This is a genomic window from Belliella buryatensis, assembly GCF_900188245.1.
In the GTDB taxonomy this organism is placed as follows: Bacteria; Bacteroidota; Bacteroidia; order Cytophagales; family Cyclobacteriaceae; genus Belliella; species Belliella buryatensis.
Genome location: NZ_FZOK01000010.1, coordinates 136664 through 158266, shown reverse-complemented (window position 1 = coordinate 158266; position 21603 = coordinate 136664). Strand labels below are relative to the sequence as shown.

Annotated in this window: 16 protein-coding genes and 1 riboswitch; of the genes, 2 read left to right on the top strand and 14 right to left on the bottom strand. The window is 38.9% G+C overall.

Annotated features, from left to right (window positions below; all coding sequences use genetic code 11):
• Nucleotides 1-13 precede the first annotated feature (13 nt).
• From moeB to CHB66_RS11615, 8 genes are all read right to left on the bottom strand, one after another.
• The gene (gene moeB, locus CHB66_RS11650) at nt 14-1069 is read right to left on the bottom strand and encodes a HesA/MoeB/ThiF family protein (RefSeq protein WP_245812720.1); all 1056 of its coding nucleotides are present in this window, start codon (nt 1067-1069) and stop codon (nt 14-16) included.
• Nucleotides 1069-2196, bottom strand: coding sequence for a 2-iminoacetate synthase ThiH (gene thiH / locus CHB66_RS11645; protein ID WP_089241114.1), 1128 nt, complete (start codon nt 2194-2196; stop codon nt 1069-1071). Before thiH ends, moeB begins: the two co-directional genes overlap by 1 nt.
• Nucleotides 2189-2974 (bottom strand): thiazole synthase, encoded by a 786-nt coding sequence (locus tag CHB66_RS11640; protein ID WP_089241112.1) that lies wholly within the window; start codon nt 2972-2974, stop codon nt 2189-2191. Before CHB66_RS11640 ends, thiH begins: the two co-directional genes overlap by 8 nt.
• 10 nt (nt 2975-2984) lie before the next feature.
• Entirely contained in the window at nt 2985-3626 is a 642-nt protein-coding gene (locus CHB66_RS11635) for a thiamine phosphate synthase (protein ID WP_212668459.1), read from the bottom strand.
• Between the two features lie 248 nt (nt 3627-3874).
• The gene (locus CHB66_RS11630; RefSeq protein ID WP_089241110.1) at nt 3875-4489 is read right to left on the bottom strand and encodes a thiamine phosphate synthase; all 615 of its coding nucleotides are present in this window, start codon (nt 4487-4489) and stop codon (nt 3875-3877) included.
• A complete protein-coding gene (gene thiC, locus CHB66_RS11625) occupies nt 4490-6370 on the bottom strand; it encodes a phosphomethylpyrimidine synthase ThiC (protein ID WP_089241108.1) in 1881 nt (626 codons plus the stop codon).
• Between the two features lie 100 nt (nt 6371-6470).
• Complete coding sequence (thiS, locus tag CHB66_RS11620; protein WP_089241171.1) at nt 6471-6674, bottom strand: sulfur carrier protein ThiS; 204 nt, start codon at nt 6672-6674, stop codon at nt 6471-6473.
• An 87-nt stretch (nt 6675-6761) separates the two neighbouring features.
• Nucleotides 6762-6854: riboswitch (TPP riboswitch) on the bottom strand.
• A 484-nt stretch (nt 6855-7338) separates the two neighbouring features.
• The gene (locus tag CHB66_RS11615) at nt 7339-8499 is read right to left on the bottom strand and encodes a DUF4221 family protein (protein WP_089241105.1); all 1161 of its coding nucleotides are present in this window, start codon (nt 8497-8499) and stop codon (nt 7339-7341) included.
• Nucleotides 8500-8662: 163 nt separating this feature from the next.
• On the opposite strand from CHB66_RS11615, the gene CHB66_RS11610 reads away from it, so the two are divergent.
• A complete protein-coding gene (locus tag CHB66_RS11610; protein WP_089241103.1) occupies nt 8663-10072 on the top strand; it encodes an MATE family efflux transporter in 1410 nt (469 codons plus the stop codon).
• A 104-nt stretch (nt 10073-10176) separates the two neighbouring features.
• A complete protein-coding gene (locus CHB66_RS11605) occupies nt 10177-11325 on the top strand; it encodes a hypothetical protein (RefSeq protein WP_089241101.1) in 1149 nt (382 codons plus the stop codon).
• A 304-nt stretch (nt 11326-11629) separates the two neighbouring features.
• On the opposite strand, the gene CHB66_RS11600 is transcribed toward CHB66_RS11605, so the two are convergent.
• The 6 genes from CHB66_RS11600 to CHB66_RS11575 all read right to left on the bottom strand — a co-directional run bounded on the left by CHB66_RS11600 (nt 11630) and on the right by CHB66_RS11575 (nt 21586).
• Nucleotides 11630-14071, bottom strand: coding sequence for a TonB-dependent receptor domain-containing protein (locus CHB66_RS11600; RefSeq protein WP_089241099.1), 2442 nt, complete (start codon nt 14069-14071; stop codon nt 11630-11632).
• A gap of 334 nt (nt 14072-14405) precedes the next feature.
• Nucleotides 14406-14771 (bottom strand): hypothetical protein, encoded by a 366-nt coding sequence (locus CHB66_RS11595; RefSeq protein WP_089241097.1) that lies wholly within the window; start codon nt 14769-14771, stop codon nt 14406-14408.
• A 25-nt stretch (nt 14772-14796) separates the two neighbouring features.
• Nucleotides 14797-16155, bottom strand: coding sequence for a sulfatase (locus CHB66_RS11590; RefSeq protein ID WP_089241095.1), 1359 nt, complete (start codon nt 16153-16155; stop codon nt 14797-14799).
• A 14-nt stretch (nt 16156-16169) separates the two neighbouring features.
• Complete coding sequence (locus CHB66_RS11585; RefSeq protein WP_089241093.1) at nt 16170-17768, bottom strand: sulfatase family protein; 1599 nt, start codon at nt 17766-17768, stop codon at nt 16170-16172.
• The gene (locus CHB66_RS11580) at nt 17758-19479 is read right to left on the bottom strand and encodes a right-handed parallel beta-helix repeat-containing protein (RefSeq protein ID WP_089241091.1); all 1722 of its coding nucleotides are present in this window, start codon (nt 19477-19479) and stop codon (nt 17758-17760) included. Before CHB66_RS11580 ends, CHB66_RS11585 begins: the two co-directional genes overlap by 11 nt.
• 220 nt (nt 19480-19699) lie before the next feature.
• Nucleotides 19700-21586: an alpha-1,3-galactosidase-related protein gene (locus CHB66_RS11575; RefSeq protein WP_089241089.1), complete on the bottom strand. Its 1887-nt coding sequence runs from the start codon at nt 21584-21586 to the stop codon at nt 19700-19702.
• Nucleotides 21587-21603: the final 17 nt, after the last annotated feature.

Below are 21603 nucleotides of genomic sequence, written 5' to 3'. Positions count from 1 at the left end.
TATTTCTCTACTATCATTCCCTTGCTGAACCTATTCCACCTGAAAGGCTGAAAATGTTTCCTCGGAATCTGTTCAACAGAAAGCTTACTGCTGATTTACTTCTTATGCCGCTTTGACAGCATACAAGTAGCCTTTTGTTTTCGGGTAGCTCCCCTACTCTTTTTGGTAATTCCTGCAAAGGAATATTGATACCTCCGAAATTATGGGACTCAAACGCTGTCTTTTCCCTGACATCCAGAATGATAATGGCATCAGGATCTGATTTTTGTTCTGAAAGGAATGTGGAATAATCCATTTCAGGGATTTCTGCTTGTATTTCAGCGCTTTTATTTGAAACTAATGCTGTTTTATTTTTAGGAATGTTAAAAATATTAGTGGTATTGGTCAGCGAATTGATGTGCAATAGTTTTCCTGACAGACTTGTGCCCAATCCACAGATTACCTTGATCGCTTCATTGGCCATATACATGCCTATCAAGCCTGGGAGAATTCCTATTACACCAATGTCAGAGCAGTTGGGAACTTCATCTCGTGGCGGAGGCTCAGGAAAAAGATCTCTGTATTGAGGACCATTTTGGAAGTTGAAAACAGACACCTGCCCTTCAAATTTGAGAATAGACCCAAATATTAAAGGAGTACCTAATTTCACGCAGGTATCATTGACCAAATACCTTGTCGCGAAATTATCCGAGCCATCAATGACCAAATCATAACCCTGAAAAATAGCCTCGGCATTGCTTGAATCCAAGCGCACTTCATAAACTTTGGTTTGTACAAAAGGGTTGAGCGCCTCCAGTTTCTTGGCTGCGGTAGGCGCCTTGGCAAGGCCAATGTCAGTCGTGTGGTAAAGGATTTGTCGATGAAGGTTGCTTATATCCACCAGGTCATTGTCCACTATTCCCAAGTGGCCGACTCCAGATGCTGCGAGGTATTGTAGGATAGGGCAACCTAATCCACCTGCACCGATTACCAAAATCTTGGCATTTTTTAATTTCATTTGACCTCCTAGGCCAAATTCAGGCAGCATGATTTGCCTGCTGTAGCGATTCATTTCCAATTCTTGTGCCATCAGTAATTAACTTTTGAATTCAAGATACTGTCCCAGTCTTTCCAAACCGGTTCGTAACCTTGTGACTTGATCAGTAGGGCGATAGCTTCTGGGCTTCGCTCGTCGGATATTTCAAACTGTTCCAAAGCTTCAGGTTCTACAGCATATCCCCCTGGATTGGTTTTGGAGCCTGCACTCATGGAAGTGATGCCCAATTTGATGATGTTGTTTCGAAAAAGCTCAGATTCTCTGGTAGAAATAGAAAGTTCCACTTCTTCATTGAAAATCCTGTAGGCGCAGATCAATTGCACCAATTCCCGATCATTCATGGCTACTTTGGGTTCCAAGCCTCCAGAAAATGGTCGTAGCCTTGGAAATGAAATGCTGTATTTGCTTTGCCAGTAGGTTTTTTCCAAATAGGATAAATGAAGAGCCGTGAAAAACGAATCTGTCCTCCAGTCCTCTAAACCAATCAGTACCCCCAATCCCATCTTATGGATTCCGGCTTTTCCAAGTCTGTCGGGGGTTTCCAGTCTGTAATCAAAATTTGATTTTTTCCCTTTGGGATGATGCATTTTATAATCCTGTCTATGGTAGGTTTCCTGATAGACCAAAACAGCATGAAGCCCGCGTGGAATCAGAGCCTCGTATTCTTCCTGTTCTAGCGGCTGCACTTCTATCGATACATTGGCGAAGTGTGGGTTAACCAATTCCATTGCTTTTTTGAAATAATCCACATGTACGGTCTGGTTAGCCTCACCTGTTACCAAAAGTACATGGTCATAGCCCATTTTTTTGATCGATTCGACTTCTTGGAGTATTTCCTTTTCAGTAAGTGTTTTTCTCCTCACTTTATTGTCAAAGCTAAATCCGCAATAGGTGCAGATATTATTACATTCATTGGACAAGTAAAGCGGCACATAGAGTTGGATGGTCCTTCCAAATCTTTTTTGGCTGAGCTGCTGACTGAGTTGCGCCATTTCTTCTAAAAAAGGCGCCGCTGCTGGAGAAATTAGCGCTTTGAAATCCTCCAAATCTCTTTTCGAGGCATGTAAGGCCTTGAGGACATCAGTTTCGGTTTTGCTGTAAATACTTGCTTTGACATCCTCCCAGTGATAGGTATCGAATAGATCTTTGAAGCTAGACATCGAGAAAGGAAGTTAATGGACTACTTGGAATTGCGTTGGAATGTTGAGGAGCAAGTTTTGCTTTGAAAGCCATGTGCCCTGCTTCCACGGCAAGCTTAAATGCCAATCCCATTGCTACAGGATTAGGAGAAACCGCGATTGCGGTATTGACTAGTACCGCGTCAGCACCTATTTCCATGGCTTTAGCAGCATCTGACGGGGCTCCGATTCCGGCATCTACAACGACCGGTACTTTACTTTGTTCAATGATTATTTCCAAGAAATCGATTGTTTTCAGGCCCTTGTTGCTTCCAATGGGAGAGCCCAGAGGCATTACAGCTGCTGTGCCCGCATCTTCCAGCCTTTTACAGAGTACCGGATCTGCATGGATGTATGGAAGTACGGTAAATCCCAACTTGGCCAATGCTTCAGTTGCGATCAGGGTTTCAATTGGGTCCGGCATCAGATATTTGGGATCAGGGTGTATTTCCAGTTTGATCAGGTTGGTTTCCAATGCCTCTCTAGCCAGCTGTGCCGCAAAAATGGCTTCTTTGGCATTTCTAACTCCAGAAGTATTCGGAAGTAGCTGAATATGTGGATGCTTGAGCCTACCCAGTAAATTGTCATGATCCTGATTTTTAATATCCACCCTCTTCAATGCCACTGTGATTAGCTCTGAACCTGATGCGAGAATAGATTGCTCCATCAGCTCTGTAGCGCTGAATTTGCCAGTGCCTGTGAAAAGTCTTGAACTGAATTCAACTTCTCCTATTTTTAATTTATTGATGACTTGTTCCATACTTGTTTTATTAATTTTCTATCTCCAGCATTTGATAAATCCCATCTACTTTGCTTTTCATATCAGGTGCCCGGTTGATATCACCTGAGATAGCTACACCATGGACACCTGTTTTCAACAAATCAGGGATATCATCAGCTGTGATTCCTCCAACAGCTATGATTGGGATAGTGATATCCATGCTTTTCAATTTGTCCATAATGACTTGAAAGCCTTCCAGTCCTAATACAGGACTTAGCTTTTCTTTGGTCATGGTAAATCTGTATGGACCTACACCGATGTAATCAGGATCAGCCTTTAAGTGCATTTGTATATCCTCAATTGTATTGGCGGTGGCTCCGATAATTTTATCGCTTCCCAAAATCATTCTTGCTTCTGCGACGGACATGTCATTGAGTCCGATATGCACTCCGTCAGCATTTACTTTTTTAGCTACAGTAACATAATCATTGATGATCAACAGCGCCTGATGCTCGGTACACAGTTGTTTTGCGACTTTGGCAATGTCTAAAACCTCCTGTTCCTGCAGGTTTTTCAGTCTTAGCTGCACCCATTTACAACCAGCCTCCAGTGCATGTAAGATAGACTCAAGGTGAGAATTGAAGGGCTTCTCCTGAGAGATGTATTGGAGTTTGTTTATTTCTTTTTTCATATATGTTTATATGATTATTCACAATTTTACTAGTATTTAAATGTTTCAAATATTATCACGCGAATCGTTGCTTGTCGATGGGTCACCAGTCATCAGTCAACAGTCGACGGACAACAGTCAACAGTCGATGGTCAACAGCTGATTTTATGAGATTTATTTCTTATTTTCTAGAGCTACTGGTATGAAAGCGGATAGGCATATCAATTAGTAGCTACCATATTCATATTTTGCTGCCAACATGAAAACCCTTATCGAGAATAGAGATTCCTGCATGTTTCCATTAAGCCTTTTAATACCTCAATTCTTTCCTCCTCTTCCTGATTCCAAATTGTTCCCAATACAGCTGCTCCATCAAATTTCATTGATTTGACCTGAGAGATATTTTTCAATTCCACTCCACCAAGCGCAAAAACCTTCGGCGAACCAATAGGCTTCTCAAGTCTAAATCCACTCTCCAAACTACTGCTGTATCCCTGCTTGGAGATGCTGTCAAATACAGGGCTGAAGAAGGTATAATCGAATTGATCTAGACTGTTCAGTAAATACAGGTCATGGATAGAGGTACTGGTGATCAATCCATTTCCCTTGATTTCCTGCAAAGCTTTGAGGCTTACTTTCTCTCTATGATTTTCTGTGAAATGCAATCTTTTGAGTCCAAATTCGGCAGCTAAACCGTGATGCTGATGAATGGCTATCCTATCATAATACTGTGGGTCAATTTGGGAGAGCAGATTGGCTACAGATTCCAGATCACTTTCAGGCTTCCGCAGATGAAACAAGCCCAAACCAGCCTCCATCAGTAGATTGATGTTGTCGGCCTCGTTGGGCACTGGCTTCGGATATGAAATGACGATTAGCTCCAATTAGAGGTAAATTTGGTTTCCTTTTTCAGCGAATTCCTTGGCTTTTTCCTGAAGCCCTTTTTCCAGCGCTTCAGACTCCTCTAGGTCATTCTCTGCCGCATATTTCCTTACATCCTGTGTGATCTTCATGGAACAGAAATTTGGACCACACATGGAGCAGAAATGTGCAATCTTGGCACCTTCGGCAGGGAGTGTTTCATCGTGAAAGGATTTGGCTGTATCAGGATCAAGGGAAAGGTTGAACTGATCTTCCCAGCGGAATTCAAATCTGGCTTTGCTCAGTGCATTGTCTCTGTACTGTGCTCCAGGATGGCCTTTTGCCAAATCTGCCGCATGCGCAGCTATTTTGTAAGTAATCACCCCATCTTTGACATCTTTTTTATTGGGAAGGCCTAGATGTTCCTTAGGCGTCACATAGCAAAGCATGGCTGTCCCATACCAGCCAATCATAGCTGCTCCGATGGCAGAGGTGATGTGGTCATAACCAGGTGCTATGTCAGTCGTCAATGGCCCCAAAGTATAAAACGGGGCTTCACCACAATGGGCAAGTTGCTTCTCCATATTTTCCTTGATCAAATGCATCGGTACATGACCCGGCCCTTCTATGATTGTCTGTACATCATGTTTCCAGGCAATTTTTGTGAGTTCACCCAAAGTCTCAAGTTCCCCAAACTGTGCTGCATCATTGGCATCAGCAATGCTACCGGGTCTCAAGCCATCACCCAAAGAGAAAGTGACATTATAGGCTTTCATGATTTCACAGATTTCTTCAAAATGGGTGTAGAGAAAATTCTCTTTGTGATGCGCAAGGCACCATTTCGCCATGATGGAACCACCTCGGGAAACAATCCCCGTCATTCTTTTGGCTGTGAGGGGAACGTATCTCAACAGTACCCCTGCATGGATAGTGAAATAGTCCACTCCTTGTTCAGCCTGCTCAATTAAAGTATCCCTGAACAGCTCCCAGGTGAGATCCTCGGCCTTTCCGTTTACTTTTTCCAAAGCCTGATAAATCGGAACAGTTCCGATGGGTACGGGGGAGTTCCTGATTACCCATTCGCGGGTTTCATGGATATTCTTTCCTGTAGAAAGGTCCATAATCGTATCTGCTCCCCATCTGCAAGCCCAAACTGCTTTTTCTACCTCTTCTTCAATATTGGAGCTCACCGCGGAGTTTCCAATGTTAGCGTTGATTTTTACCAGGAAGTTTCTTCCTATGATCATAGGTTCCACTTCAGGGTGATTGATATTTGCTGGGATCACTGCCCTTCCCAAAGCAATTTCCTGTCTTACAAATTCTGGCGTGATCAAGCCTTTTGGGGTATTGGCACCAAAGCTTTGTCCTTGGTGTTGGTGTAGGAGCTCCTTGTTGCCAATATCATTTTTTCCCAGTTCAGCGATTCTTTGATTTTCCCTGATTGCTACATATTCCATTTCAGGAGTGATGATTCCCTGCTTGGCATAGTGCATTTGAGAGACATTTTTCCCTGATTTAGCTTTGAGAGGTTTATTGAGGTTGGGAAAACGGATGTCATTTAGGCTACTATCATTTTTCCTTTTTTGTCCATAATCTGAGCTGATATCAGCGAGGTATTCCACATCTCCTCTTCGGAGGGTCCATTTTTCAAAATTCCTTGGCAAACCCTTCTCAAGATTTACCTGATAAGATGGGTCTGTGTAGGGTCCACTGGTGTCATAGACTGTGACGGGTGGGTTTTGGCTTGCAGTGCCGCCTTTGATTAAGGCTTTGGTATCGTGGAGCGAAATCTCTCTTGCGGGAACTTTGATTGCATTCAGCTGACCGTCTAAGTAGACTTTTTTGGAAGCAGGAAATGGACTGGTTGAAATGCTCTGGTTGTTAGGTGTCTGTTCTGTTTTCATGTGTTTAAAATTTGTTTTCATAGGTCACATGGAATCTTGCCATTATAATCATTCCAGTGTGTGAAGTTCTCGTCATGCTCGATTTCATCTTTCTGTGGTTTTATCCTCCTTGGGTTGCTTTGATCAAAATGATGTTATCACCGGAACCAATGAAGGTTTTCCCCCAATTTTCTTTAGGGATCACGGATTGGTTGATAGCCACAGCGATGCCTTCTGCTTTGAGCTGAATATGATCTTCCAATAATTGTGAGAGAGAACAGGAATCTGAAATTTGAAGCGGTTCATTGTTTACGGTAATATCCATCCTTGAAATTGTTTGATTGAACATATAACTTCAGGAGTGGTCCGCAACAACGGATCAAAAAACGAAAATACAGCCTTGCGAAAAGGCAGGTATTATTTCACTTTTCCCTTCGGCAGTACTAACTGCATCAGGTTCGTAGGGTATGATCTCAGTCCGTAATGGACACCCCTAAAGTTTACTCAAACCTATTGAAAACAATTTGGAATAGCAATCGGTAATTGATTAAATCAGTGTAAAAACATGCCAGCTAACTTTAAATCAAGTGTTTGTAATTTACATTTCCTTTGCATCATGTTATTCCAATTTCTTCTTTTAAAAGCGTAAATTGCTTACTGATAGCAAGCTGAGAGACGATAAAATCCTGAGCTGCTTTGGGAAAGCCATTTTTTTGCTGGCAACTGCTAGAAATATTTCATATAGCTAATCACATTATCTGGGTCTCGAAACCCGAGGTGTCAGGGCAAAATTCAAGAAGTGAGTGTTTGTCAAGGAATGCAGTTTGAAAACTGCGGTGGATGGAGGTCCAAGTCAGAAGACTTGAACCAATGGGTCTCGAATTCCGGGGTGTCGGGGCAAATTTCGAGAAGTTAGTGTTTGTCTAGGAATGCAGTTTGAATACAGCTATGGCAAGAGGTCCAAGTCAGAAGACTTGAACCAACAATGATTAAAACTGAATACGGATAAAGTTTAATTCATCATCTAAATTCAGGAACATCCAAATGGCTCCTTCTTTGATAAAATATTTAGGGATTCCTGATTTTTTGATCTCAGGAATTTTTTGGTCTAGGAGATGATTGAAGTTTTCATCAAAAAATGAAATGTAGAGTGTGCTCTTGTCAATCTCTGGGAGTAGATATTCTTCTCTTTCTTTTTCCCCATAGTCGATAGAAGCCGATAATCTGAGGTATTTCTTGTTTGTGTTGTCAAAAACCAAATGGCCATATACGATTTGACTGCGATAGTTTTTAAGCGCATTTTTCCTATCTTCTGTGGAGTTTACTAGGTCTCCTTCAGTCGTAGGAGTAACTTTTGAAGGTAGGTTTGGAGCATCGTACTGTATGGAGATGAGAGAATCCTTTTCGGGATACAAAACATAAAAATCATTGGCATATTCGTGGGAGACAATGATATGATCCCTGACACTTTTAATATTGACTCTTGGGTCCCATTTGTTGTAATTGCTTAAATCACCTAAGGTGTATGTTTTGTAGTTTTCATTGGGATCAATGTTGTAGGACTGAATGAAATCATCTGAGCTATCGAGTTGTCGAAGAGAAACTGTGTTGGCATGGTCATTCACAACAATGGCAAAAACCTGCTGTTGAAAGTTGGGATTCACCACTTGATAGAATACGCGTTCTTCAGCCAAGATTCCTCCTTTCTCTTTTTCAATAGCAGACCAATCGAATCTGTGTTGTAATTTGCCTTCAAGGGTATAGATTCCAGCGCGTTCTCCCCCTAAAAAAAGCTGTTGCTCAGAAGCAATCTTCAGATCAGAAGTCCAAAACCCTGTACCATTGGGGCCTTCTTGCTCAAAAGGAATGACTTTTTCGACTGTTAAGGTATTGAGATTGATTTGTTCGACCTGATTAGTTTTGTCGTTGAAATTGTACAGCATCCCATCGAATTCCGAATAAGCTGAAGTATATAAATCACGCTGTAAGAATAAAATTTTATCCTTGGAGTCAATGGAAACTGTGTCAATAGAATAGTTTAATGTACTTTGATTTTCCTTATCCGCTTCATTTCCACAGGAAGTCAAAAAAGATAATGTAGTACCGAATAGGTATAAATAAAGTAATCTGTTCTTTTTGAATGAATGCATGGCTTAAAACTAAGGAAATTATGAAGAAGGAGGTGTAGGGGTTAACTAAAATTAACTTCTATATGAAAAATAGAAGATCCTAGAGAAAGATGAATTATTAATTCAGCGAAACTTAAATTACCAAAAAAACAATTTATTTTCGATCTTCTTTAATTTGATTTTCATGAAGGAAGATATTAAGGTATCCACAAAGGGGCTTTGGCAGCACCTTATTTTGGCCTTGAAAGGCTCAGAGGAGGACTACACGCAAATTGACATGAAAAAAGCCATTTTTCTTTTGGCTGTTCCAATGATTTTGGAATTGTTGATGGAATCCACTTTTGCTGTGGTCGATATCTATTTTGTAGGAAAGCTTGGCGCTTCCGCTGTGGCAACTGTAGGATTGACAGAAACTTATTTGTTTTTATTGTATTCCATTGGGATGGGTCTTGCAACAGCTGTAACGGCTATAATTGCACGAAGGACGGGTGAAAAGGAGAAGAATCAAGCTGCTATATCTGCTGTACAAGCTATCTTCTTGGCCATATTGGCGTCTTTGCCTTTTGCAGTCTTGGGTATCTTCTATTCCAAAGAACTCCTTGCCTTAATGGGTGCTGATGAATGGGCTATTGCATATGGGTATCGCTACACCCAATGGATGCTTGGAAGTAATGCGGTGATCATGTTGCTTTTTGTCATCAATTCGATTTTTAGAGGGGCTGGTGATGCAGCTATCGCAATGCGGGTTTTGTGGGTTTCCAATGGAATTAATATCCTTTTAGACCCCATTTTGATTTTTGGATTAGGACCAATTCCTGCTTATGGAATTGAGGGGGCTGCAATTGCGACTACTATAGGTCGTGGGATTGGGGTTTTAATTCAGATTTGGGTTTTATTCCGTGGAGGGAAACATATCAAGGTTCTTAAAAGGCATTTGATCTGGAGTGGAAATGTAATTTTGAACTTAATTCAAACCTCCTTAGGTGGAATTGGACAAATGATCATTGCCATGAGTGCCTGGATATTTATTATGCGGATCTTGGCAGATATCAGCAGTGAAGCAGTTGCAGGAGCTACTATTGCTTTGCGGGTTTTATTATTTACTATGATGCCAGCTTGGGGACTTTCTAATGCTGCTGCAACGCTTGTAGGTCAAAATTTGGGAGCCAATGACGCTGACCGGGCTGAATCAGCAATTTGGAAAACAGGAGCATATAATATGGTTTTTCTTGTTTTGGTCTCTTTCATATATTTCTTTTTTGCTAACGACTTGATGGCAACATTTACTTCAGATTCTGTTGTCATTCAAGTGGGATCCGATTGGTTGCGGATCCTCTCCTACTCTTTCTTCATTTATGGTTGGTGGATGGTTTCTGTCCAAGCTTTCAACGGGGCTGGTGATACGGTCACACCAACAAAAATCAATGTTGTCTTCTTTTGGCTTATACAAATCCCCCTAGCATACCTCTTGGCTATTCATTTGGATTGGGGATATATAGGTGTTTTTTGGGCCATCTTCTTTTCAGAGTCGTCAGTGGGACTTTTCACACTTTGGCTTTTTAGCAGGGGTAAATGGAAAACTTACAAAGTTTAATTGAACCACTTTTTATAAATGTTAGCAAGTTGAGGGATTTAATTAACTAATGTTTTTCTATTTTGATTGGGATTTTTATATTTGAGAATAATGTAAATACAACTATGAAAAATTATACAAGTATTCTATTACTATTTTTTGGTTTACTTTTTTCTTGTAAAGAGTCTGAGGAACCTTCAATTGAAACAGAAGTTGAGTTGGAACAGTTTGAGAGGCATGATCATTTTTTATTCAACTTTGGATATTCTGATGTGCAGAGAATAAAAGTCATTGGTGATCGGATGCTTTTCTCCAATAAAACCAATCCTGGGTATATGGACAACAGTGGAGAAATTATTCAGTTATGCTGTAGTAGAAATAATAATATGGACTTGAGACAAAGTTTGTCATCCCAATACATTGTTGCGGCAGATCAGAGTTTGAATGTTTACAATATCTATGATGTCAATGAAAGTAGAAGTTCATCTATATTTTTGGATAGACTTATTTCCCATGAGAATTATGTCCGCGTTAACCCTAGCGTTTCGCTGAGTAATTTTGAAATGAATGAAGATCATTTGATCAGTTCGCTCATTGTGGACGGTGTCAATGGCATTTATATCTTTGATTTTGAAAAGCACTTTAGCTTATTTGGGACGGTAGAAAGTGGTAATGATGTTATCAAGGTAGATATACCAACCAGCAGCCAAAATTTTGGCCCCACTTTTTATAAAGTAGATGCTTTCGAAGACGGGTGGATTGCCTCTATTAACAATATTGATTTTTCTTCCAATGGGACTTATTTTATAGATAAAGCTGGTAGAGCTGAGCTCTTATATTCGCAAGACGATCTATCTTATTTTGGTCATGCTTTTACTAGTGAAGGTCAGCTTTTATTGGGAGGTTTTCGTGAATTAAGAGTTTCTTCAGATCAAAGTAGAGATAACTTTTACTTTATCATTACTTCTTTTAACAATTTTAAATTTAGATTAATCCAAGATCGATTGGTGATTTGGAACCCTAACTTTGCTGAATTCTATGAAGTAGAGGGTTACAAAGCAGACGAGGAACTTGTAGTCAGAAGGTTGAATAATGAAGGTGTGGAATTTACAAAACTAAATGATATCGCTGAGTTTAACGGGAAAGTGTATCTGGCTACAACTCAAGGACTATTCAGCAAAAGTCTTGAAGGCTTTTGGGATTCCTTTCCTGAACAAGATGGAGTTAGTGCTTTGGATGATTTTATGGAGGGACTTGAGATTAGGAAGTATTGAAAAATTGAAAGATTTTAAGATTGGAGATGGCTGATTAAAAATTATCAATAAGTGCAACGTTGCAATTTAATTAAGTAGAGGCATTTACATTTTGCGGAAACCCATCAACAGACAACAGTTAACCGAACATGAAATCGACCATTCTACTATAAGTTTTTTTGATACGTGAATTCAAGCTGAATACACATAATTTTACAAACAAATCCTGCTTTTACCAAAAGCAGGATTTGTTTTTAGGACTTTTAGAAATCTTGATCACAATACTCAATTCCAGATTTATTTGTTTCTTAGGATCAATTGATTTTTAATACTCCTTATCCCCAAATTCACTTTTAGAGAACCTTAATAATTTATTGATTTGATTGAGTCTATAGGAGATACTGAATGCGACGATATCTCTTTCGGAAATGTATTCGGTAGAGGTGAAAAAGCCCCTTCCTGATCCAGATATAGTTTGTCGATTTGAATTGATCATGCCTAGTCCTATGTTCCTCCAATGCAATGCTAAATCCAGCTTGGCTCGAGGCAAACTCTTTTTCAAGCTTAGGTTAGGTGAAAAGAAAGATGATTCTTCGCCCTGGAAGGTTACAGTTCTTGAGAGATAGTTAAAATTAAAAACCATAGTAAACCCTTTGGTCAGACCAATGGTAGTGTTGATATCAAAAGAAGAGTTTAAGCTTGAATTGGAGCGCGGTTCGCCCATCAGTTCACCTTGGATATTAAAATAGAAGATGTTTGCACCAAAATAGATTTTTGCCCAATCGGTAAATTCATACTCGGTACCAGTCTCTAGCCCCAAAACATTGGAGACACCTGCATTGGTATAAACTCTCAATAATATTGAATCATTGAATACTGCATTGATTCTATTGATCGAGTTGGTAGTTCTTCTATAATAAGAAGTCATAAAAAGAGAACCTTTATCAAAGAGCTTTTTTCCGCCAATTTCGAGTGCATCTGTAAATTCAGGTAATAATTCAGGGTCTCCTACTTCAAGAACTTCAGCATGTCTTCTTGCAAAGAAAGGATTCATCATGGATGTGATGGTTCTGTCAATCCTTCTTGAATAAGCAAAATTGAAAGAATAATCTCCCATTGCATAGTTTAAATTCAAGTTTGGAAACACATTAAGAAGCGAGAGATTATAATTTTCCGAATTGGTATTATCTAAAAAGTCCCTCTCTGTTTTTTCAAGCCTAAGTCCAACGCTATAATCTAACTTATTTGATTTTTTGCCATTGATTTGGCTATAAAAAGCATGAATATTTCTTTCTAATAAAATATCGCTACTAAATTCTGGTAATAAATTGTCTCTTCCAATATCAAATTGTCTTTCGAAAAATTCAAAAACACCGGTATGCTTCAATCTCCTAAATTGGTAGCCAGCCATCAAATCCAGATTATCAGAAAGTTTATTTTCGAAGTCAATGTTTGCCCTGAAACCTTCTAGTGGATTGAATTCTTCCATTCTTTGTAAATCATAGACATCTAAAGGGTTTTCTGGATTTCTATTAATATTGATAGTCGGTCCACCCAACTCGGTTTTTTCATATAGAAAAGAAGCATCAACTTTTGATGTTTTAGAGATTTTCCATGAATGATCCATTTGAATGATTAAAAAATCACTGTTTCTTTCTCTTCCGTTTTCATTGAAATAAGGGAAATTCTCGAATGCCATAGGATTTGAGGCTCTTCTCCTTGATTGATTATAAAGTAAGTCAGCAGTTCGGAGCTCCCTTTTGGCTCCTGCATTGATAGAAGCGCTTGTTTTATGCAAGTCATTCCAATTATAAGAAACTAAGCCTCTGTAAGAATAACTGCTCCGTCTATAACTTCTTTCACCACTAGAAATGGAGCTGGTGAGCGTATCCCCTCTTAGTACTTCAATGGTTCCATTTCTAAAACCAGCGATATCATTTCTGTTATAATCCGCTCCTATAGCGATGTCCCATTTATTTTTAATATAATTTAAAGTGAAATCAGCATTGTACCTCCTAGGTTGGTTTTGATTGTCATGAAGGTCTAGCGATGGTGCACCGGCAAAGCCATTCATGACTAGAGAAAGACCATCGATGGTGCCCTTTTTTGTCAAAATATTGATCACACCAGCTTTTCCATCTGCATCAAATTTTGAAGAGGGAGAAGTGGTAATTTCAATATTTTCAATGATGTTGGCTGGAAGTTGGCCGAGAATACTCATGGGATCCCCTTGGACTGGTTTACCATTCAAGAGCAGTAAAAATCCCGTTGCTCCTCTTAAAGTCAATTCTCCCTCGCCATTGATAGAGATCGATGGTAGATTTCTCAAAATATCAGTTACATTTCCACCAACTGCTGCTTCAAAATCCGAGCTTGAGAAAATTTGCTTGCCGACGGTTTGTTGAATTGCAAAACTCTTTCCTTCTACTTGGTATTCCGCAAGCTCTTGCACTGATTCTTCCAGTTTGAATTGACCCAAGTCCAAATTTTGACCAGTTACCTTAATTTCTGGAACCACCAATTCTTTGAAACCCATAAATGACACGACCATTTGGTAGGTATTGGGTTCAAGGGTAATTTGAAACAATCCAACTTCATCTGCCACAGTGGAGCTAAGAAGCTTTTCTCCTGATTTGTCTAAAAATGAAACCAAAGCAAATGGAATAGGATCATCAAGGCTATCGATAATTTTCCCTTTGACATTTGTCTGAGCGAAAGCGTTAAAACTTAAAAGTGGAATAAGTAATATTGAAAATATGTATTTCATTGTTTAGTTAATAGCTAGAAATTAAGTTCAAATTTTATCTTTCAAATTTAGCCTCTTTATAGACTTGAATTTTGTGTTATCTGTTCAAAATATAGGTTAAATCGTTCATTAAAAATCTTAAAACAATTTATGTGAATAAATTAGTCAATTTTTTCTCAACATTCAGGCACAAAAACATGACGCATCTACTACTAGTATAGATGCGTCAATATCGCAAGCCTGTATTTGGCTTGTCCATTTATTAATTATAAAATCGTCTGCTATAATTTGAGTACTACTCTTTAATGAATATAACTTTCTTAATAGCACATGATATTTTGTCATTCATGTTTATTTACATGGTCATCTTATTCATGATTGGGTGTACCCTATCATTAAATGGTTCTAGTTTATCCCATTGAACACCTATGGCATCCATTACAGCTTTTGTATGTGGGTAGACATTTTTTTTCCTATACTGCTCCATTTCTGATTTCTTGATTTCACCACTTTTGTTCTTGTCAGCCATTTCCTTTTGAGCTTGAATCAGTGCCAATTTGGCCTCGTATATTGCTTGCTTTTTGGAGTCTTTAAGTTTGAAATGCTTGACTGCCTCAGCAGCATAGTATTCGGCTTTTTTTTCTTGAAGGGAGGTTTGAATATCAGATGCCCAAAGGACATTTGAAAGGATCATTGCTAAGATTAATAGTACATTTTTCATTTTAATTGAATTTAGGTTATAGGTATTAATAAGTTGGAACCGCTTCAGATTCCCATTTTTCTAGTTTGTTTTTCAATGCTACTTCTATGGCTAAGCCCTCTCCTACTCGATTTTGTTGCTCGGAGATGTCTTGGACTACATTAAATAATTCGAACTTTCCGCTTCTGTATTTGATTAGTTTCCAGTCTCCTGATATGATGGCTGCATACTGGTCTTCATAGCTTCTGTAAAAAAACAAATCTCTGGTATCGAGTGGCTCCTCTTTCAATGCAGGCATGAAGCTAACTCCTTGTATTTTATCAGACGAATAAGGCTTTAAAGATGCTATCTCAACCAATGTTGGAAATACATCGATTGTTTGGATGGGTGTGTCAATGGTAGAATCAGGTGTGGTTAAGCCTGGATAATACACGTAAAATGGAACTCTTGCCCCACCTTCACCTAAGGTATTTCCTCCAGTTTTAGCTCCTGACAAAGGCGCATTGCTATAGAATCCTCCTTGATCAGAAATAAGCAAAATTACGGTATTTTCATCCAAACCATTTAGCGCAAGTGCTTCCCTAATACGTCCTACAGATTCATCCACACTTGCCACCATCGCAGCATAAGTAGCTTCTTTTGATTCATAACCTTTTGCAAGAAAATGATCAACAAGATCCTTCCTTCCAACAAAAGGTGAGTGAACATTGTAATACCAAAAGGTCAGCATAAAAGGATTTTCTTGTTTGTAATTATTTAGAAAATCCACTGCTTTATTTGTCAAAATATCTGTTAGATAATCTTCTTCATACTCGGCAAGTAAATCATCTTTGAAAAATTCAGGATAGTAACTTTTTGGATGACCCCAATTACCGGTTCCAAACATCTCGTCAAAACCTTGATAAATTGGATAATAGGGTTCATGTCCCAAATGCCACTTTCCAATGAACATATTGTAGTAGCCTTGCTCCTTCAATACTTCTGCATAAGTTTCCTCCTCCAATGGAAGCCAATTGATGGAAGGCATTTGTGCAGGATCATTTTTCCAGTAATTATATTTGTCATCATTGCTACCGTCCTTGTTTTTATGTTCTATATGACGCGGCATCTCCAAGCGTATTGCCTCCTTTCCCGTAAGCAAACTTGCTCTACTTGGACTACAAGTGGGTGTCGGTACATAAGCTCTTGTGAACTCCATCCCATCTCTTTTTAATCGATTGATATGGGGAGTTTCAAACCTGTCATTGCGATAACCGACATCAGCCCATCCCCAGTCATCTACAAATAAGAGTACAATGTTAGGTTGAGTCTTATCAGGTGTATTCTGGGCAAAGGCTGATGCATCAAGTAGATGTGTAAAGATGATTGGGATCAACAAGTGCTTAAATTGGTTCTTATAGGTCATTTTGGGAAATTGTTTTAATCTATTGGCTCTTTTTCAGCATCTGTGGGATTTACCCATGGCGTATCCTTAATTGTAAATTCTCCATTCATATAGCGCTCGTAGTAATTCCATCCTTGTGGATTGTTGAATCCATAAGAATTGAAAATATCTCCATTTCCAAACATCCTTGGATCTTCTTGCTCTTTGAGAATTGCCTCCATTTGATTTTTCATAGATATTTTCAATTTTAGTAAATTAGGGTCTTCGGATAGGTTGATCATACAATCTGGATCATTCTTGACGTTAAAGAATTCCTCTTCAGAAATTCTTTTGCCAAAGGACAAATTCCAGAAAAACTGGTCTTGACCGGAGCGACGCATATTGAGTATTTGTGTCTTAGTCGGCGAAGCATCACAATCCAAATAACCTACCTCAGGGTTTCCAGCAGGATACAGTGAAATATCATAATTGAACAGGTACATGTAATCATTGGAAACTATACCACGAATGGGAAATCCTTTATTTTCTGGTCTGCCATAATCATGACGCTCTCGTCCAATCAAAACAAAATCTCTTTCGGGGTTTACCTGACCTTCCTTGTTTGAATAAAATATATCCGTAAGGCTCTTTCCAGGAGAGGGATGCATTTTTGAGTCTTTAAAAGATATGCCTGCTAATTCCAAAAATGTAGGGGCAAAATCTATGAAACTCACCATGTCTTTGATAATTCTGCCTGGGCTTTTTATTCCTTTGGGCCATCTGATAGCCAAGGGCACTTTGTTGGAGTAAATGTATTCCTGCGCTTTTGCTCTTGGGAAAGGCATTCCATGATCCGAAGTCATGACAATGATTGTATTTTCCAGCAATCCTCTTTTTTCAAGGCTTGCTATCATTCTTCCTAAATGCATGTCTGCATATTCTATCTCTAGTGCATAATCCAACATGTCATTTCTCACCGTGTCGGTATCTGGCCAAAATCCTGGCACCCTATCTATATCTTCCAGTTTTTTGCCATTGGCCTGACCTGAGCCATATTCATATTTTCTATGGGGTTCATGGGCTCCATACCAAAAAAACCAAGGCTTGCCATCTTCAAGGTTATCAAGAAAATAATCGAATTCAGAAGAATAATCTGCACTGCTCATGCCAGTTGTCCAAGGTTCGGTGTTGTGTTTTTTTACAGGAGATCCAATCAGCTCCCGTCTTTTTCCATCGATTGTTCCAGGATCTCCTGGAGCGTATCCTTTACCAGTTCTAGCAGTTTCATATCCATTTGCTCTTAATACTTCTGGAAATGTCTTGAATTTGGCTGGAAAAACGGCCACGTGATTGCCAGCCTCCTCCAATTGCCAAGAATTTCGTCCAGTCAAAACATTGGCTCTTGATGGGGCGCACTTGGCATTTGGTGTATAGGCATTGGTAAATAACAAGCCTTCACTAGCTAATCGATCAAAATGTGGGGTTGAAACCCAGTCAACTCCATAAGCGCTCATGTGAGGCGATGCATCGTCCATGATGCAAAAAAGAATATTTGGACGTTCTTGAACTTTCTCTGGATACTGGATAAAACCATATGCCAAGACCACTCCCAGCGCTCCAATGGTTAGTGTCCATCTGATCGATCTATTTTTCATGTACTAAAATTTTCAATCCAAAATTCTCTTCAATATTTTCTACATTTTCTAAGTAGACAGTTCTATTGGAATCCTTATCCCTGCCAAAATCTCTTCTCCAAGGGAGTAGGTTTGTATTATCAGGAGATATCACCTTATTATCTAGGAATTTGAGTCCAATAGTAGAGGTGATACCAAAGCCAGGATTAATGGATTCAGAAACCGTGTTTCCTTGGATAGTAATGTTGTTGTGTGCACCAGCTGTCCCCACTTGACCATTGCCTCCGAATGCATATACAGCAATGCCAACATCACGACAATATTTGACTATGTTGTTTATAATCATCAGGTTATTCCCACTTCCTGCTTCCAGCCATTGATGCTCTGGAGAACATTTGATACCCATTCCCCAATTACTTATTAATTGGTTATTTGCAATCGTTCCATTGCTGGCTTTTGCTATGATTCCCCTACTTCTATTTGGGCCAGCTATGCAGTCTATTATTTCAAATCCATTCCCTAATTTATTGGCTGAGGCTATTACGCTGCCCAATGGAAGGTTGATAGGTCTATCTATTTCAATTAAGTAGACATTCGGAGCATCTTTGGTTTTACCTGATTCAGCTAAGAATTTTTGGGTACCTAAGAATTTCTTTTCTTCGGCATTAAGGGCTCGTCCTTTTTTTATGGAAAGTACAGTAGCATCCTCGAGGCGACTTCCATCATATGAAACCAATTCTACTGGATCACCTACCTTGATATCAGGAGTTTTTCCTGATTTTCCTACTACTGTGATGATATTTTCATTTGTCGCTGTGATCACATGATATTGTCCGCTGATTGCAAATCCATCGTCCCCATTGTATCGCGCCAAGCAATTTCGATATGAAGGCCCTACTTCAGCAGATTTGGAATGAAATCCATCCGCATTATTGCTACGCATCCTTTTGACTTCTCTTGGTTTGATATCAGATTCTAGAGGTCTTCGGTCTACTTTACAATTGACATACTTGGAACCATTACAACTCATTTCAAAAAATGCAAAAGTTGTCCCTGAATAAACTGTGATACCGTCTAGAACTAAGCCCTCACTATCACGCATAAGTATGGAATGAGGACTAAAGCGTTTATTATAGGTGTCAAACACGATGATATCCCCGATTTCTTCGAAGGAGTGTTGCTCGTTCGCTTGAGGTTTTTTGGTAAACACTACACTCTTATTGGCTTCATCTACATCATAAGTGACAGAATAATAAGTTCTGGTCACCAATTCGCCTGTTTTGGGGCTGTATATTTCTAGTTTATCGTTCCTGAGGTTGGTAGTATAGCCTTCAAGTATATCTACCGTCAACTGTGTTTTGTCATCAGACATCCCAACGATTCTCCCTTGGGTAAATGGCAGTGGATCGTAATCCACTGCCAGACCTTGAATTTTCAGATTCTTACAATTGGTTATATTTATTGCTTGAACTGTCTCTGTGCAAATCAACTCTACATCATTTGCTAGAATGGTGATGTCGTTGAGGTTTTCAAAGAGTAGATGTGTGTTTCCTTTTGGTTTTACTCGATACCTGCCTGGAGGAATGACGATTTCTTTTTTCCCTTTAGAGATTTCTTTATCTATGAATCCTTGAAGGTCAAAGTTTCTCCCTGGATCGATTTGGGCCGTTAGTGTATTTGAAATCAATACTGCTAGGAAGCAGAAAGGGATAAATAATATTCGGTTTTTCATTTTGGGTTTTTAAAGGAATTAATAGGTTTAATAGGTTTGAGCTCTTATTTCCAAAGTAATTTTATTTAAAATCAGAAAACAATTTTCGCTGTAACACCAATCTTTAGAAATGTAACAATTCATGATAAATCTTTTTAATATGCACATTTGAGACAATTTGATTCTATTAATAGCTCTATTTTCTATATCAAGGGAATTATTTTAGTTGATGTTTTCTGAATTACATGTTTGATACCTTGTTGATCACATCTATAGCTTTTAACTTATTTTGAAAATCAACTGTGATATCTATATTTTTTATTATAAGTGTGTCTATGTGATGGACATCTAGGACATGAGCACTTGGGTATAATGCCGGAAAGCTCTTAGAGTTTTCGATTTTATTATCTGAAAACTCAAGATAGCGGACACCATTGGCTTTAAGAATAGAAGGATTGAAGTTGGTAAACGTATTGTTTTTAATGGTGATGTTCCCGAAGATGTAATCGGTTTTATCCAAGTCTGTCTCAATATAAATCACAGGTCTGTCTCCTCCTCCATAAGCACAATCACCAAAAGTATTCCCTTCAATCAGCAGATCCTGTGCACTACCTGACTCGTACCACCAAGTTAATTCAACAGGGACAAAAATCGCCGACATCATGTTACTGAAATAATTATTTCGAACAATGGTCTTCTTGGGTGTAGATAAAAGAATTCCTCTAGCTCTGTTATCTGCAAAATGATTATTTGTAATGGTCAATTCAGGATACCAATCCAAGTTTTCAACTACATAATCATCATTAAGCTGCGATGCAATATTTTCACTCAATGTGATGATATAATATCTTTCATTTAATTTGTTGACATGCTGTACTGTAGTCTTAAGTTCTATATTAGCAGATTTCTTTTGATTGATAAATCCAATCTTATCTCCTGCTTCTGCAAAGTCAAAGCCGCCTTGCTGAAAGTGTCCAACCCTCACTCCTATTTTGTTTGGTGAGAGTACATCAGAAACGATCACATAAGATCCATGAACATTGGTAGCATCATCTAACTGATTTCTAAAGTTACAGTTGTTGATGATGATTTCTCCTTTGCAGTTGACAAAGTGAGAAGCATCGGCTGTGGTGGATACCATTAGATCTCTTTCAGGATTTGGAAAGATTTTCATGTTATCCAATGTGATATTGATACTTCTTTCACCAATCACACCCATCCCTCCTGCATGATAGATGGTCACATCATGGATTTTGATATCTTGGCTTTTATTGATGTGAATAGCATTAGCTGTTCTATTGTCTCCATTTTGGCCTTTGGCGACCAAAACCATTCCAACAGGCGGTGGACTTTTGGACAAGCCTGAAATCCGTACTAATCCATGAGCTAATTCTTCAGCTTTGAGAATATTTTCTTGATTCTGATATACATACTCAGGTGACCTCAAATCCACATAGTTTTGAAAATCAAATGAATGCTTGTTCTTGATTTCAATATTTTTGTTCATCCGCAATGGGGTATAATCATTGGTATTATATGCTACTGCCTTTCTCAAAGGGTCATATAAAATCGCATTGCCTAAATCATGTTCGTAACCTTCCTTGATAAAAATTAACTTTTCGTTTCGGATGGTGTAAGGGAAGCTTTCTGCAATCTTCAAATCCACTGAACCATTTTCTTGATCATTGGCTACTACCAATGCTTCACTGTGTAATGGTATGTGCCAATCAATGGAGAATCCAGAGATATCTACGTTTTTAGAATCTTCAATCAAAAATGGCATCATTAGCCCATGAAAAATAAATTTGGCGCCAGATGCCTGAAGCGTGAGTCCATCAAAACCCTTGATTGGAAAAGCAATTCTCCGCATGGTATTGTCATGATTGGAAACGAAACTATACTGCTCGTAAGCTTTTTCAGGATAAAAATGATATACTCCCTCTTCTATAATGACCTTGCTATCCTTGTATTCAGAGGCATCTTGTAGCATGGTAAGCACAGCCAATGTTACATCTTTTTCATTTTCATTCAGATAATTACTCAATCTAAAATCCTGTGCATGTAGCTTTTGAACCAACATGAATGCAGGTATTAAAGCTAAGATTCTTAAAAGTCCAAAGTGATTCATGTTTATAATTTTATTCA

Bases quoted from the DNA above. Each gene is read 5' to 3' on its own strand.
- thiC (WP_089241108.1), bottom strand. From the start codon at position 6,370: ATGAAAACAGAACAGACACCTAACAACCAGAGCATTTCAACCAGTCCA.
- thiH (WP_089241114.1), bottom strand. From the start codon at position 2,196: ATGTCTAGCTTCAAAGATCTATTCGATACCTATCACTGGGAGGATGTC.
- CHB66_RS11640 (WP_089241112.1), bottom strand. From the start codon at position 2,974: ATGGAACAAGTCATCAATAAATTAAAAATAGGAGAAGTTGAATTCAGT.
- CHB66_RS11580 (WP_089241091.1), bottom strand. From the start codon at position 19,479: ATGAAAAACCGAATATTATTTATCCCTTTCTGCTTCCTAGCAGTATTG.
- thiS (WP_089241171.1), bottom strand. From the start codon at position 6,674: ATGGATATTACCGTAAACAATGAACCGCTTCAAATTTCAGATTCCTGT.
- CHB66_RS11605 (WP_089241101.1), top strand. From the start codon at position 10,177: ATGAAAAATTATACAAGTATTCTATTACTATTTTTTGGTTTACTTTTT.
- CHB66_RS11585 (WP_089241093.1), bottom strand. From the start codon at position 17,768: ATGAAAAATAGATCGATCAGATGGACACTAACCATTGGAGCGCTGGGA.
- moeB (WP_245812720.1), bottom strand. From the start codon at position 1,069: ATGGCACAAGAATTGGAAATGAATCGCTACAGCAGGCAAATCATGCTG.
- CHB66_RS11575 (WP_089241089.1), bottom strand. From the start codon at position 21,586: ATGAATCACTTTGGACTTTTAAGAATCTTAGCTTTAATACCTGCATTC.
- CHB66_RS11610 (WP_089241103.1), top strand. From the start codon at position 8,663: ATGAAGGAAGATATTAAGGTATCCACAAAGGGGCTTTGGCAGCACCTT.
- CHB66_RS11590 (WP_089241095.1), bottom strand. From the start codon at position 16,155: ATGACCTATAAGAACCAATTTAAGCACTTGTTGATCCCAATCATCTTT.
- CHB66_RS11595 (WP_089241097.1), bottom strand. From the start codon at position 14,771: ATGAAAAATGTACTATTAATCTTAGCAATGATCCTTTCAAATGTCCTT.
- CHB66_RS11615 (WP_089241105.1), bottom strand. From the start codon at position 8,499: ATGCATTCATTCAAAAAGAACAGATTACTTTATTTATACCTATTCGGT.
- CHB66_RS11635 (WP_212668459.1), bottom strand. From the start codon at position 3,626: ATGAAAAAAGAAATAAACAAACTCCAATACATCTCTCAGGAGAAGCCC.
- CHB66_RS11600 (WP_089241099.1), bottom strand. From the start codon at position 14,071: ATGAAATACATATTTTCAATATTACTTATTCCACTTTTAAGTTTTAAC.